General features: G+C 41.3%; 9 protein-coding genes. 6 read left to right on the top strand and 3 right to left on the bottom strand.

Annotated features, from left to right (window positions below; genetic code table 11):
• Positions 1–147 precede the first annotated feature (147 nt).
• Both ACW9SV_RS13195 and ACW9SV_RS13200 read left to right on the top strand, forming a co-directional pair.
• Positions 148–1,512 carry a phospholipase D-like domain-containing protein gene (locus tag ACW9SV_RS13195; protein WP_479557234.1) on the top strand — a complete coding sequence of 455 codons (1,365 nt, stop codon included), beginning with the start codon at positions 148–150 and terminating at the stop codon, positions 1,510–1,512.
• Positions 1,505–3,817: a reverse transcriptase domain-containing protein gene (locus ACW9SV_RS13200; protein WP_479557235.1), complete on the top strand. Its 2,313-nt coding sequence runs from the start codon at positions 1,505–1,507 to the stop codon at positions 3,815–3,817. The genes ACW9SV_RS13195 and ACW9SV_RS13200 overlap by 8 nt, the downstream gene beginning before the upstream one ends.
• Positions 3,818–5,055: 1,238 nt before the next feature.
• Here the strand turns inward: ACW9SV_RS13200 and ACW9SV_RS13205 are convergent.
• Both ACW9SV_RS13205 and ACW9SV_RS13210 read right to left on the bottom strand, forming a co-directional pair.
• Positions 5,056–7,023: a glycoside hydrolase family 172 protein gene (locus tag ACW9SV_RS13205; RefSeq protein WP_479557236.1), complete on the bottom strand. Its 1,968-nt coding sequence runs from the start codon at positions 7,021–7,023 to the stop codon at positions 5,056–5,058.
• A 303-nt stretch (positions 7,024–7,326) separates the two neighbouring features.
• Positions 7,327–7,911, bottom strand: a complete 585-nt coding sequence (locus tag ACW9SV_RS13210; protein WP_479557237.1) for a flavodoxin family protein — start codon at positions 7,909–7,911, stop codon at positions 7,327–7,329.
• A gap of 603 nt (positions 7,912–8,514) precedes the next feature.
• Here ACW9SV_RS13210 and ACW9SV_RS13215 point away from each other — a divergent pair.
• The 4 genes from ACW9SV_RS13215 to ACW9SV_RS13230 all read left to right on the top strand — a co-directional run bounded on the left by ACW9SV_RS13215 (position 8,515) and on the right by ACW9SV_RS13230 (position 12,368).
• Positions 8,515–8,946 carry a hypothetical protein gene (locus ACW9SV_RS13215; RefSeq protein WP_479557238.1) on the top strand — a complete coding sequence of 144 codons (432 nt, stop codon included), beginning with the start codon at positions 8,515–8,517 and terminating at the stop codon, positions 8,944–8,946.
• A 297-nt stretch (positions 8,947–9,243) separates the two neighbouring features.
• Positions 9,244–10,503 carry a cysteine desulfurase-like protein gene (locus ACW9SV_RS13220; RefSeq protein WP_479557239.1) on the top strand — a complete coding sequence of 420 codons (1,260 nt, stop codon included), beginning with the start codon at positions 9,244–9,246 and terminating at the stop codon, positions 10,501–10,503.
• Between the two features lie 114 nt (positions 10,504–10,617).
• Complete coding sequence (locus ACW9SV_RS13225; protein ID WP_479557240.1) at positions 10,618–11,361, top strand: pseudouridine synthase; 744 nt, start codon at positions 10,618–10,620, stop codon at positions 11,359–11,361.
• Positions 11,362–11,447: 86 nt separating this feature from the next.
• Positions 11,448–12,368, top strand: coding sequence for an SMP-30/gluconolactonase/LRE family protein (locus ACW9SV_RS13230; RefSeq protein WP_479557241.1), 921 nt, complete (start codon positions 11,448–11,450; stop codon positions 12,366–12,368).
• A gap of 165 nt (positions 12,369–12,533) precedes the next feature.
• Here ACW9SV_RS13230 and ACW9SV_RS13235 read toward each other — a convergent pair whose 3' ends face one another.
• On the bottom strand, positions 12,534–14,753 hold the full coding sequence (locus tag ACW9SV_RS13235) for an acylase (RefSeq protein ID WP_479557242.1): 2,220 nt from the start codon (positions 14,751–14,753) through the stop codon (positions 12,534–12,536).
• Between the last annotated feature and the right edge of the window lie 130 nt (positions 14,754–14,883).

The following is a 14,883-nucleotide window of genomic DNA, read 5'->3' on the forward strand; positions in this document are numbered from 1 at the left end:
TACTATGTATTAGATAAAACTAATAAGAAAAAATTTTTATCAATTGTATAAAAACAATCAATGAATGATTGTAACACATTATTGCTGTTGATCTTTATAAATCTAACGAATGTTAATTAGTGTATTATCTTTTTAAAAACATCTTAAATGTATTCAAAAGCCCACTTTGAAAATATACGAGAAGTAATAATATCTGAGTTATCTGAAGCCTCACAATCAGTGCACCTTGCTGTAGCATGGTTTACGGATGTGAAGCTATTTCATTCCCTGATATCACTATGCAAAAAAGGTATTAAAGTAGAAGTGATTATAGTAGATGATGAAATTAACCAAAATTCAGAAATTTTCTTTGAAGAACTAGATACAGAAGGGGGATTACTTCTTAAAATGCCTTCTTCTACTAAAAGGTTAATGCACAATAAATTTTGTATTATAGATAGTAGTGTAGTAATAAGTGGTTCCTACAACTGGACAAATAAAGCAAAATATAATCATGAAAGCATAACAATAATCAAAGGTGATTCACAATTAGCATTAGATTTTGTTAAAGAGTTTGAAAATCTTGCCAAAAATATAAATGCAAATATCAAACAAGATTTACCAATAAACTGGGCTAGAATACTTAATAGGTTAGAGGCAATTAAAAGTCTTATTTTATTAGAGGAGAATGATTTAATTGAAATTCAAATTAACAAATTAAACAAAGATGAAAATAATCAAACTGAGGTTAACACTATAATAGATAATTTGAAACGTTTATACCTCAATGAACCACATAAAGCAATATCAGCTATAGATTCAGTTCTACAAGAGAAAAGAGCAATACAGAAGTTTGATGATCCAGAAATATTTGCTCTTAGGATTGAATTAAGTGCTTTAAGAATTCAATTGAATTCTGTTGAAGATGAAAAATTAGAAATTGAGAAATTGATAAATTTATTTCAATCAAAGTACAATGAAAGGTTAGGTCAAATCATAATAGAAATTCTTCTTATAAAATCCAAGTTATCTCAAGGTACAAATGAGACTAAAAAGGCGAATGAAGATTTAAATGAATTCAGAGAAGCATATGAAAATTCCAAAAATAACAATCCACTAGAATTAAATGATCAAGAAAAGCAAGAATTGAAAAACGACTTCAAATCAGCTTGTAAATTATGTCACCCAGATCTTGTTGATGAACGATATATTGAAGTCGCTTCTCAAGTCTTTATAGAACTAAAAATAGCATATGACAAGAATGACATTACTACTGTTAAAGAAATACTACATGATTTAGAGAATGGAATATTTTCTTTAAGAAATGTGGATCTTAATGAAAAGGAAGACCTTTTTAAAGAAACACTCAGATTAAGAAGATGTATAAGAGAAGCAGAAAAGAATCTTATGAAAGTACTTAAAAGTGATTCTTATATGATAGTTAGTAGTGCAGGAGATTGGGACAAGTATTTCACTATAAAGGAAGAAGAGTTAAAAAAATATAAAGAAGATTTATTAGTTTGTTATGAATAACAAAGGAATATCAAAATACAATTCACGTTCATTAAATATTATCAACAAGCAACTTCAAATATCAAACAATTTGCTTGCTCAATATGATATATTTAACGAGTTACTGAAGCGAGAAAATATAAAATTTGCAGCAGAATTAGCAATTTCTTCTAGAAAATTTTTAGACCAATTTTATGATAAAAATGAAATTAAACAAGTTGATTTAGATCTTTTGGTTTTAAAAGTTTTCAATAAAATTCATACTAACATATTTGAACAAAATAAATCTTATTCAATTTCTTTACCCAAAAATAGAGTACAAGACAGGTACTTAGAATATTACGATTTAGAAAGCTACACCATAAGATACCTTTTCTCCATTATTTTATATAGGGAAGTTAAAATACCTGAAAATGTTTTTGGAAGCAAAAATGATAACTTTACTATCAGTACCAAAGAATATGACCCCTTTAAATTTTACAATGAATCCTTTTGGCTTTGGCAGAAACAGCAAATAGAAAGCAATGATTATGAGTGGGTTTACATTGCAGATATAAAAGATTATTATAACAGTATCTCAATTCATAAATTTATTGCAATACTTAAGTATGATTACAAAATATCATCGAATAAATTTTTAGATGCTTTTAAAAAATGTTTTAATAATATTTCTTTTGGATGCTGGTGCGATCATTTTGTTCAGAATATATATCTCTCCAAATTAGACAAAAAATTATCAACTATAAGTAATATAAGTTACGCAAGGCTTACTGATGACATAAGAGTATTTTGTAAATCTGAATCAGATTGTCAAACCATTCATAAAATTATATTAGAAATTTTAGATGAATTAAATCTTTCCTTAAATGAAGACAAGCAATTTGTTATAAAGCAATATAAATACACAATTGACACACAAAATTCTTTTAGGAGTATAAACAACTCTTATGCTAATTGGAAGTATGATCCTTCCCAGGAACAAGTATTAAGCCATTATATCAGAATAAGTGAAATTGATGATTTTGATATAGAAAATGTTCTTAAACTCACTTTAGGAACACACGATCCTTACACCTGGTGCAACCCTAAATACGAAGAAAGTAAATTTACTAGAAAACTTACTTTAAAAAGTTTGATTGAAGGTAAGTCTGGATTTAAGCTTGACATATATGATTTGAACTTTTTCTTAAATTCTTTAGAAAGTAGAATTGATAATATTACAGAAGAGGAATTCGAAAGATTGGCTTATGTAATTCAATACTCATTCATGAATTATAAATTTTACCATAGAGTAATCACTTTATACATAGATTTACTTATCATTGATATTGAACATAGCAATTTAGAACAAAGATGGAATAGGTTAATACAAGCTATTGGTTATATTGTAAAATTTGATAAATATGAATATGAATACAAATTAAGTGTCGCAAACCGGTACAAAACTTATATTTTATTCAGGTCACTATTTAGAGCCTATGAAACTGAACAAAAAAGCATATTCAGTTACATAAATAAAAAATATGATATTGAATTAAGCATTGTAGGCTTGATTGTTAATATTTTTTCTTCTTACAACCCACCAGTAAATTATATTATTTCAGAAATAGAATATTTAATGAGAACTGGATATCTCGATGAAATAATTTTTGATGAAGATAATATTTTTTGGAACTACTTGCCTTTTTGGGTTAATGTTGTGAGTGAATTCAAAGAAAACAAATTGTCTTATTCCTCTAAACTTAGGAATTTACTTGAAAATATTACTCAGATTTTACCTTTAAATTTGGAGTTGTGCGAATTTTTATCTCCTCTATATCTAGAACTTAAACAGTATGACAAGGCACTAGAAGTAAATAAGATTTTATACAAAAACAATAAAGATATTTCCTTATTTACACTTGCATATTGCTATGCTTCAGTTAAAGAAATTGATCATGCAATAATATATTATAGCAAATACTTAGAAATTCAAAATTATAGTGGAGCCTTACACAATAGATCTTTGCTTTATTCTGAAAAAGGTCAATACGAATTAGCTTTAAGAGATGCGACTAATGCTATTGAATTAGAAAATAAAGTAAATTATTATATAAATCGAGCTTACATATACGAAAAATTAAACAATTATAATGCTGCAATACTAGATTATGAAAATCTATATATAATCAAACCTAATAATGAATACATTCTTAAGAAGGCGCGTTTATTAGTAAAATCAGGCAAATTTGATGATGCCATTAAAGAATTGAATTACTATTGTGACATAAAAAACTTACCTGATTATCGTCGTTTAGAAGAACTTGAACTTTTAAAGTCTTTATAAACTTTTGATGATTTATTAAATTAAAATATAGATATCTATTTGAGATTTACTTCTAATTTGCACCATTTGCGGATATCCAGAAAAATTCACTGGCTCAATATCTTTACTGTCCAAAACGAGAGGAGGCTTCTGTTCTCCTGATGGGTTTTAATATGCAATCATGGTCTTTAAGTTTATGTTAGAAAAATACTTTCCTTTTTAAATGAGCATGACTTAAATTAAATGATGAAAAGCCTATAATGTTCCCTTTTTGTTCCTTGTGGATTTACACTGACAGGTAATATAGTTATTTTCAACAAGTTATCTCATTCTTTTACTTTCTGCATTGGGAAGTAAATGAACATAATAAGCTAAAAGCGAATCTTGTAGTTAATTCAAATTCCTCTCCTACCTCTAGGGGGAGAATATTTCCCTCCTACGTTCTGTATGAAATTGATTTATAAGGTGGTCTCCTAAATAAATGTTTTCATAACATCTGGAACTAGAATCAATTGAAGAAAGAACATGATGAGCTAATTGCCTCCTCATGTTTAATCTTCAGTTCTGCGCCTCTTTTCTCGCCATTTCTCATCTTTAGTGGCCTCGCTTTTGGCCAATTTTGCGGCAGCTTTAAGGCGCTCCTCGTTTTCTTTTCTTTCCTTGAATTCTTTTTGGCGCTGCTTCTTTTGTTGGTTTTCTGCTCTAGTACTCATATTCTTTCTATTCTTAACTTCTAGAAGGTACCGGGATAGTTTATATACTACCTGCTTGCAATTAAGTTAATCTGCTCTTAGGTACTCTACCGGGTTGGCATTAACCGCTTTCAGTGTTTGGGAGAGAATTGTGGTGAGTCCTAATACCATCATGATCATCAGGCTGATAAATATCTCCACAAACCCTATCTCAATGCTGTAATGTTGGGTATTGGCAAAAAAAGGGTGAAAAAGAAGTACATAACCGGAATGGTGATAATGCTGGCGATAACCATTAGGATAACGAAATCTTTCAATAATAAGGACACCAGGATTTCAGAGGAGGCATCCATGTTGTACCTAATATTAAAATTTTTGACTTCAACTACTTGTACACGAAACTACTTCACTGATGTGGGGAATTACCCAGTAAAAATGCACGGATTTGATACACCCCGTATTTGGAGGATGCTAGGTAAACTAAGTAACATACATTACCTAGCCTTGCAGAGGTAGTTTAAATTGGAAATGAGCCTATGCCTGAGAAAAGAACATGGCACCAACCTGCTACTTGGTTTTCTCTATCTTTTCGAAAAGGAAGCTAAAAACACGGATAGAGGCAGCATCTGCAGGTTTTTTACGCAAGGTGATGGTTTTCATTTCATCGGTGATCTCAATTTCCCCGGCATAGACTACTTTGCCTCCCTGCTCAGGGGTTTCCACGTTGGTGGGAATCCAGCCGGAGATTTGGGAAGAGCGCTGCCATACACTGAAGGGACTTCCCTGCGGGGTTTTGCCGTGCTCTACATAGACCTTGTACCGTCCATTGTCTAAGCATTGTAAGGACACCTGGACTACGGGCACCGCATCAATGTCAATTTTAGCAGTCCAGGAATCGGAGGGTTTCAAGCCAAACACAATGGAAGGATCCTGGTAATCGGCGGAGGCGAGCCAGTAAAGGGAGTAGACCATCCCCTGGGGCGTTAATTTATGGCGTTGGGGTAACTTGGTGATTTTATCGTCTATCCTGATGTCGGTGTTTTCAAAATTCGGGTTATCGGCGTAAAATAACCCGACTGAGGTGTAATCTGTTTTGACGTTGGTTTTATCTTCCGGCTGGTGCTCAATGGTGAGCCGGAGCGAATCCTGGAAGTTCAGTTTGTCGGTAAGATAGAACCGGTACCCTCCGGTGCGGGATGTCATGAGGTCATAAGCCAAAGCTCCATGGATGGGCAAACTCAGGCCTCGGTCCCACTTATCGGTGACGGCATACCAACCCCCGTTGAAATAATCCTCTGAACCGGTGCCGTGAATTCTTAATTTCCCATCCAAAAAAGCACGGTCATCTCCCTCAAAATAATAAGTACTGCCCTCTTCCAGCCCTTGGGTTTGCAGGATGGTGCCAATGTAGTGGCCTTTGCCTTTTACCTTGGCTATCAAATGCGGTACGGCTTGAGGAATGTTGTATTCCCTTCTTACCTGCGCATAAAGCTTGCCCTCAATGGCAGGGTTTCTTTTCTCCTCGGTATAATAAATGGTGCCTGAGATGAGAATTTCCTCTGGGTCCCCAGCTTTTGCCTGATCGTACTTCAACTGCAATACCGCTGACCGGTCAACGGGCATTGGTAAGTAGGAATATAGTTTGTTTCTATCTGCCCCCAGGAGCATAGATTGCATGGCGGGTTTACCAAACGCGAACCCAAAGAAATTATGCAAGGGCAACTCAAGCGCGTTCTTTTTTTCACTGTCCCATTTGGCGGTGAGCAATACCTTTTGGTAGGCCTGCAGTAGGTCGCTTCCGGCCCCGAGCTCAATCCCCACAATGCGGCCCCCTTTTTTCATCTGGAAGAGGTTGGCTTGCGCGCCTTTCCGCAGCACCACATTTACCTTTTGGGTCTTGACTTTATCTCCGTAGGAACTCAGAGGTGATGTTTTCTTTGCCCAGGCTGCCGCGATTTTCTCTAAGGCCTCTTTGTTCTGGCTTACCAGTTCGGTAGAATAGGTACCCATTTTCTCTTTTTCATCAAGGGTACGGTATTGTACTTGGTGAAACCGTAGGTTCTTCCCTGTATAAATGATTTTCAATGATTTTTCGTAGGGAATGGGCAGGTAGCAATAGAACCCTCCCAACTGGCTGCCACTCAGCGGGGCTACAAAGGGAGGTTGTTTCCCGCTGAACAGGTTAATGAAGGGAATACTGATTCTTGGTGTTTTCTCGCCGTCAAAATAGAATTTAACAGTGTCTGCCTCGGGTGTAGGCGTCCAGATACGGTTAACCACCCCGGGGCCTTTCAGATCGGCCATCACCAGGCCCTCAGGTTCTTTCCGGATGGCAGAATACTTACCCGAAAACCCATCATCATTGCCCCCGGTTCTATCATAGCTGGATAGTTGCTCCATTGTGCCCGACCGGTACAATGGAAGCCGAGAGGCATCGGCGAGGTTGAGGAGTTCTTTCCGGTAATTGTCATTTTGGGCAGAAACATTCAAAAAAGCACCAAAGAGAAATACTGTAATTCCTACTAGTTTTTTCATACGGGCTGGTTTTTTGAAAAAGAACTTTGCTCTACTAAAGTAGACGCTGAAAACACCTTCTGATGGACTACCTCTAAAGGATATCTCCACCAATACTTAGTTTTAGGTTAATTTAAGAAAACTAAGCTAAAAAGGGTAATAAGGGAGTAGAAAAAGAAAAGGCGTCTACAAAGCCAACCAACTTCCTTTATAATCAGAATATGAATGGTAATTAGAGCCGTGTAGTGTAATCTTTGGCTTTAAATTCTTTTAGCGAAAAGTTAAGAGCATACCTCTGCCTATGTAGTGATAATTTGATCCCCATTATACCTTAGGCAAATACTTTATCATTTGTTTTACCATGGTTTCAGCAGTCTTGGCATAGTCTTCTTCATATTTTTTGAATAGTTCTTCCCGGCTCGTTTTTACTCCTTTTGCTTGTTTCTCCCAAAGCACGGAGAGCGTGGCATAAGGCGGCAACGCAATTCCAATGGCATTGAAGAAATTACTGACATTTGCAATTACGTGCTGGGCCCCATCTGAGTCGCCGGTAATGACAATACCGCCTACTTTCCCTTCTAGCCGCGATGGCTTTCCAGCTAGGACTTCATCATGCAGTTCATCTAACCGCTCAATCACTTTTTGAATCTCTGAAGATTGATTGTTCCACCAGATGGGAGTAGCAAACACTATAAAATCAGCTGAAAGCAACTGTTTCAGAATGTCAGGCCATTTATCTTCAGGACCCATATTGCTATAGGTACCCGGCAGAATGTTGTAGTCCACCAATTTAATGATGGAACAGTTTACCTCATGTTTCTGGAAAACACCCGCTAAAAACTCAGACAAAGCTTGGGTATTAGATAAGCCTTCTTTTTTTAAGGTACCTTGGAGAATGATCGCTTTCATATGATTTATTTTAATCTATTCCTCAATAAAACCCTGCTCCTTTGGGTTTGTTTCTTTTATAATCTCAAGCAAGCACCTTTGTCCCATAAACCTCCTTTTCTTGCCCCAGGAACGTGTCTTGAAAACCGGTAACTATCCTTTAGCCTCCACTATCCATATTTAATCTTTTAATTCCTGTTTAAGAGCCTACATTTAAAGAGGAAGCTTTCATCGATTTGAATTTAAGGTCCCAGCCAAATAGAATTTCACAATCCTATAAAAGGCAGAAAGCTACTTCAATTCATAATAAATTGATAACAAACCAAATCACCCTTGGTAGCTCTCCCCTCCTATCTTTGTTATAAGCTGACTTTAAATCACTTACAAAATTTTAACCCAAACACTTTTGTCGGTACTAGTCAAATTTCATTAGCCGATCGAAATAGATGATCATTTAGGTCTTATGGACTGCAAAGATTTAAGATGGCACCTAGTATATAAGCTTGAACCAACGAAATCGAAGATTTGCCAATAGGTATTTTCATATATATTCTTACAATTATTCTTTGTCTATTGTTTTATTTATTTTTCTTTATTATAATCGTACAATAAATACTAAATATTATGAAAAATAAAATTTCAATAGGACAATACTTAAGACTAACCCAAGGGTTGAAACTGGAAGAGCTGCAAAGAATGATTAAAAACCAGAACTTGCTCAAACTTGTAACGGGTGAAGAAATTACTCCTTGGGAATATATTAGCGCTACTTGCTTTGGTGAAGAGAATGCCCCTTATGGTCAGTACCTCGCCAATATCAACTATCTAGGGTATGACAAACACAGCATTTACTTTATGGACGTGGACGGGTATTTGATCAGGAGCAACTATTCAGTTGATGGCGTTGGACTGACCTCAACCATGATCCTGACCAGCACCAGCGTACATCCTCTGGAAGATGCCGCAGATCTCCTGAAATTCAACTTCTCCAACAGCATCACTAAATTGATTAAGAAAAGCCTCTCTACAAACAAAGCGCTAGCGGTTTGCCAGTAAGGACCCAAGCCAAAAACTACTTCACTGTTTAACAGAAGGGATTAGAAGAGTTTACAGATCAGCCTTTGGTGGGGTTTTAGACCCGCAATCTAAACTAAGCCTCGTTTGAGGCTTTTTTGTTGCTTTAAACTTTCTCCATTCAGATCGGACCAGTACCAGGATAAAGCTGAGTTCCGCTACTTATTAAATGACCTGAATAGAAAAAACCTTATCTTCCAACCTAAACCAGAAGCAAAGCAAACCATAGAATCTGGCAGCTTTTACTACAAACTACACAAACAGATAGATAAACAGCAGATGAACCAGTTTACCGTACAGGAGTTGCGTGCCGCTTTCCCAGCCTTACGAGAAGACCAAAACAGAAAACCCTTTATCTTTTTTGACGGACCAGGTGGTACCCAGATGGCGCAACCCGCACTAGATGCCATGGTAACCTATATTACTGAAGGCATGGCTAATCTGCATGGTGCCTTCCCCACCAGCATCAAAACGGATAAAATTCTGGAGGAAGGCAGAAACGCCATGGCCGACCTGCTCAACTGCGCCCCAGAAGAAGTTGCCTTTGGGCAGAACATGACCTCGCTGGCCTTTTCCATCGCCAGAAGCTTAGGCCCGTTTATCACGGCTACTGACGAGATTGTAGTCACCGAGCTGGACCACCGGGCCAACGTTGATCCTTGGGTGACGCTTGCCAAAGACAAAGGGGCTCAGGTAAAGTTTATTCCGGTAAACCCTGCCACCTACACCCTGGAGTTGGACAACCTGCGGGAGCTAATCACAGAAAATACAAAGTTGGTAGCCGTGGGCATGTCCTCCAATGTTACCGGCACCGTTACCGATGTGGCTAAAATCATTGCCCGGGCAAAGGAAGTAAACGCCTTGGTGGTGTTAGATGCCGTGCATGCGGTTCCTCACCTAACCATCGACTTTAAGGAGCTTGGCTGTGATGTCCTGCTTTGCTCAGCTTATAAGTTTTTCGGGCCGCACCTGGGGATTGCCGCCATCGCCTCCTCTTTGTTTGAGAAGCTTCCGGTGTACAAGCTGGCTCCCGCGCCTCAGAATATTCCTGATAAACTGGAAACCGGCACTCAGAACCATGAAGCCATCGCAGGTCTGATAGGCACCATCGATTTCATACAAAGTCTTGGAGAAGGAACAAACCGCAGAGAACGGCTTCAGACCGGAATGAAAAGCATAGCGGCCCACGAGCAGGAGCTAACAGCCCGGGTAGAAAGATTTCTACTGCAAACACCCGGCGTGCGGCTTTTTAGGGCTCCGGAAAATACCCCTAAAACGCCCACCTTCGCCTTCACGGTTGAAGGGGTGCAGGCACGGGAAGTTACCACTTGGTTTGCCCAACACTACAACATGTGTATAGCAGACGGACACTTTTACGCCTCTACCCTCGCCGATAAACTGAACGTGAACCCAATGGGAGGATGGGTTAGGATTGGTTTGGCACCATACAATACCCTTGAGGAAATTATTCTGTTCGAGAAAGCTTTGCAGGAGTTTATTTCCATTCACGCTCATAAGAGCCAAATCCCTGTGGGATAATCCCCCCAAAACACCTATACCCCAAACTAGCATAATCGGAAAAGTGGTAAGGCTAATTCCCCCGGGTTTACGCACTCTTTTCTGTATTTTGCGGCAAAAAGAAGGAAAACACACGTGCTGGAGATAGTATTTGAAGACGCGCATTACGTGGCCATCAATAAACCGAATGGCTTGTTGGTGCACCGCACGCGCATTGCGGAAGAGAAGAAAGAATTTGCCTTGCAGTTACTGCGCGATCAGTTAGGATACCGCCTGCACGCGGTGCACCGCCTGGACCGGGGTACGTCTGGGGTGCTGCTCTTCGCAAAATCACCCGAGGCGACGGCCCCGCTGGTGAAGGCTTTTGAAGAGCGGCAGCCCAATAAATCGTATTTCGCCATTGTGCGGGGCTACACCCCAGAGGAAGGCACCATCGACAGCCCCATCCGGCCCGACAAAGACCACCAGCACAAAGAGCCGCAGGAGGCAGTAACCCATTTTACCAGGCTGGCCACCGTAGAGCTCCCCATTGCGGTGGGGCGCTACCAAACCGCTCGGTACAGTTTTGTCAAAATCAAGCCCGAAACCGGCCGCATGCACCAGATCCGAAAACACTTTGCGCATCTGCGGCACTACATCATAGGAGATAAAAAGCACGGCGATTGGCGGCATAACCGCATGTTCCTGGAGGAACTGGGAAGCTCATCCCTCCTGCTCCATGCGACCTCCTTAACCTTTGAGCACCCTTTCACCCAAGAGGTCATCACCATTAAGGCCCAAGTTCCTGGCAACATGCGCCGGCTTTGTGAACGATTCTCCTGGTCTCAGGTACTGGAAACGCAAGAAGAACTTCCCCACCCAAACCCGAAAGAAGCGTAAATAGGTCAAACTTAACCCTTTTAAAACAAAGGTCATTTTAGGGCCATTTTCTACAAAAACAGCACAAAGCAACGTACCATATTAATATGAAGAAACGCACTATTGTAGCAGCATTTGCCGGGGCAGCCCTCCTGCTGCTGCTCCCCAAACTTCTTACAGCCCAGATTATGGATAAAAATGGAATTGTAGCCAAAGGGGCGAAAGTTGAAAAACTGGGGAGCGGTTATTCCTTCACCGAAGGGCCGGCCGTAGACATAGCCGGAAACGTCTATTTCACCGATCAGCCCAATAATAAAATTATTCGGTGGTCGGCAGAGAACGGGGAGTTCAGCCTTTTCACCGATAAGGCAGGACGTTCCAATGGTTTGTACTTTGACCAAAAAGGCAACCTCATTGCGGCAGCGGACATGGACAATCAATTGTGGTCCTTTGACTCCAAAGGTAAGCCCACCGTGTTAATTTCAGATTACCAAGGCAAGCTCCTCAACGGACCTAACGACTTATGGATTGCGCCCAACGGTGCCATGTACCTCACAGATCCCTTATACGAAAGAGATTACTGGACCCGAAACCCAGAAAAGCAACAGGATGGCGAGCACGTGTACTATCTAAGCCCAGACAAATCCCGTTTTACTCGGGTTGAAGAAAATCTGGTAAAGCCCAATGGCATTGTGGGCACCCCAGACGGAAAGAACCTGTACGTAGCCGATATAGGCGCAGGAAAAACCTATGTGTACCGCATCAAAGAAGACGGGACCTTAACGGACAGAAAGCTTTTTGCTTCCCTGGGATCAGACGGGATGACCATTGACAATCAGGGGAACGTGTACCTCACCGGAAAAGGAGTCACGGTTTTCAATAAAGCAGGAGAACAGATCGGCCATATTCCTATTCCTGAAAACCATACGGCCAATGTAGTCTTTGGGGGTAAGGACAGGAAAACTCTCTTCATTACTGCTATGGGTTCGGTTTACGGGGTGAAAATGAAAGTGGCAGGCGTTAAATAAGATCCGGAAAAGCCAAGGTGACCACCTAGGTCTTTTCCTAAATACCTGTTTAAATAGAAAGGGCGGCTATTTAGGGTCTGTTTTTGAGAAAACAAGCCGTAAATAACCGCCCTTTCTTTTTGGCAATGGATGATTAAGCCTAAAGAGGTAAGAGGCTGGAAAACCTTATTTTTTGACTGAATTCACCTTTTCACCCGGATGGTAGATAGCTTTGGCTCTTTTCTCTACATCCTCCCGGTAATAAGCGGCGTCTTTGAATTTAACATCTGCGTACCGCTGGGCCTGGTCATCAAAGTGGGGAGATTTGGGGTCGCCGCTTTGGCCCCCGGCAAGCAGGGTCTTCGCTTTCACTTTGTCTCCAAATTCTACTACTGCCACAAAGCTGTTCCCAGAGGTTCCGTAAAGGCGTTTGGTGTTGTACGGATTGGCCCCGTAAGAAGCCAGGGCTCCCCAATTCCCTGAAGCCATTCCGATGGGCAGGCTAGGCAGGGTGTCGTTGTAGGTCTGTTTGACTTCCCCGGTAAGTCGTTGGAACCGGTTGATTTCTCCCCAAGGGGTATTCCATTTGCCAAAATCCTGTTCCAGTTGGGTTATGGCCTGGCGGAAAAGCTCCAGGCGTTCTGTTTCAGGGGCGGTCTGGGTGTAATAGTTGAACCGGTCAATGATGTTCAGGTTTTTGGGGGCGCTTCCGTTCTTCACGGCATTGGTGGCATAGAAGTGGGCCAATGACATGGCCACCGATTGGGTTGACACCGCATAGTCCCACTGGCGCATCACGTTAATGGCCTCCCTGAGTTTAGGATCAGCAGGCTTTTGCCCATCGTAGGCTTTCACCAATCCCGGAATCAGCACTTCAAAGCCGGGCAGGTACGGGTCATATGCCAAGGTAATCAGCTTATCTAAAGTCAAGTTCCGGGCGTTCTTGAGCAATCGTACTGCATGAATGCCCCGGAAATTCTCCGGCGATTGGCCCATGTACACGGGGTAATCCTGGGGCTTGGGGCTAAACTCCCCGGCGCTGGTGAAAGGCGTGGAGTTGCAGTTCTGCACCCAGCCGGTACCCGGATTGAATACCCGAATGGTCTCCTCTAATGAATGCAGTCCCTGCCAATCAGTTTTAGGGTTGCTGCCATCTACGGGCTTGGTATAGTCAAAAGAGGTGTCTCTTCTGGGAAAGAAGTTGCCGTGGTAGTAGGCGATGTTGCCATCTGCGTCGGCGTAAACGGTTCCGTTGGAGGAGTTCGTCCGCAACTGCATCATCTGGTTAAACTCTTTCAGGTTGCTCTGCTTCGTGCGTGTGTAGGATTGCGTCAACGCTTCCACGGGTTTCCACATCAGGGCAGTCGCTACCCACTTGTCTCCGTTTTGGTGCGTGATCGGGCCGTGGTGGGTTCGGTAGGTGGTAAAGGTTTTCTGCTTTACCGCTTCGCCGTCTTTGTAGGAAAGCGTTACCCCCCCGGTAGTAACCGGCCGCTGCTCCTGGCCGTACTGGTAGTAAAACTTGCCCTCCTTTTTAACGATGGTTTCTTCAAACTCATCGATAACGTCGGCATAAGCCGAAGTATGCATCCAGCCAGTTTTCTCGTTAAAGCCTTGGTAAATAAAGAACTGACCCCAGGTGACAGCCCCATAGGCATTTAAACCCTCCTCACTCACCGCGTGCACCTCGCCCCGGAAAAAGAAAGACGTATGCGGATTAATCAACAGCATGGCCTTGCCGGAGGCGGTATTCTTCCCGGAGATGGCAAACCCGTTTGATCCCTGAGGCTCAGCCAGAAGTGCGGGTTGGTGTAGCCCATTCCCTTGGCTATTCAAGCCCATAGATTTGCGCTCCTGGTAAAATGCCTTGATCCGTTGGGTAGACACACTTTCTATGTCCCCGCCAATGGAGCCTTCACTAAAGTACATGGGCATCCAGGGTTCAAAGTGGGTCAGGAGTTTGGGCTTTACCTCTGGGTGCGTGTAAAGGTAATAATTCACCCCATTGGCAAAGGCACGGCAAAGCGTCTTCAGCCATTCGGGGCTTTTCTCATAGTGCTGGATGGCCTCCTCCTTGGTCATATACAACCTGGCCCGCAGGTCACTGTAAAGCATCTCTTCACCTTCCACTTCGGCCAGACGGCCAATGGCCCAGATATAGTTACGCTCTACCCGGTTGAAATCATCTTCGCATTGGGCATAGAGCAAACCAAAAACCGCATCGGCATCGGTCTTGCCATACACATGCGGCACCCCAAAATCATCCCGGATGATGGTGACCCGCTTAGCCTGCTCCTCCCACCGGCTGGCATCTTTTGCAGGGGAAACTTTCTCGCTGACCGAACAGGAGAACAGGAAAAAGGTGAAAAGAACTAATAATTGAAGGCGTTTGATGTGATGGTTCATGGTTTGTCAAAGGGACATAGAAGAGCCATCAAGTTAGAGAGATTTGCCAGAAAATGCACTTAAAACTCAGTCCGCCCTTTTAAGAATTTACTACCATGACTCGTTCTACTCCTTCCCTACCCCGTACACC

This window comes from Rufibacter sp. JT20002, from assembly GCF_056491185.1.

Coding starts and splice junctions, on each gene's coding strand:
- ACW9SV_RS13230 (WP_479557241.1), top strand. CDS start 11,448: ATGAAGAAACGCACTATTGTAGCAGCATTTGCCGGGGCAGCCCTCCTG.
- ACW9SV_RS13210 (WP_479557237.1), bottom strand. CDS start 7,911: ATGAAAGCGATCATTCTCCAAGGTACCTTAAAAAAAGAAGGCTTATCT.
- ACW9SV_RS13215 (WP_479557238.1), top strand. CDS start 8,515: ATGAAAAATAAAATTTCAATAGGACAATACTTAAGACTAACCCAAGGG.
- ACW9SV_RS13195 (WP_479557234.1), top strand. CDS start 148: ATGTATTCAAAAGCCCACTTTGAAAATATACGAGAAGTAATAATATCT.
- ACW9SV_RS13220 (WP_479557239.1), top strand. CDS start 9,244: ATGAACCAGTTTACCGTACAGGAGTTGCGTGCCGCTTTCCCAGCCTTA.
- ACW9SV_RS13205 (WP_479557236.1), bottom strand. CDS start 7,023: ATGAAAAAACTAGTAGGAATTACAGTATTTCTCTTTGGTGCTTTTTTG.
- ACW9SV_RS13235 (WP_479557242.1), bottom strand. CDS start 14,753: ATGAACCATCACATCAAACGCCTTCAATTATTAGTTCTTTTCACCTTT.
- ACW9SV_RS13200 (WP_479557235.1), top strand. CDS start 1,505: ATGAATAACAAAGGAATATCAAAATACAATTCACGTTCATTAAATATT.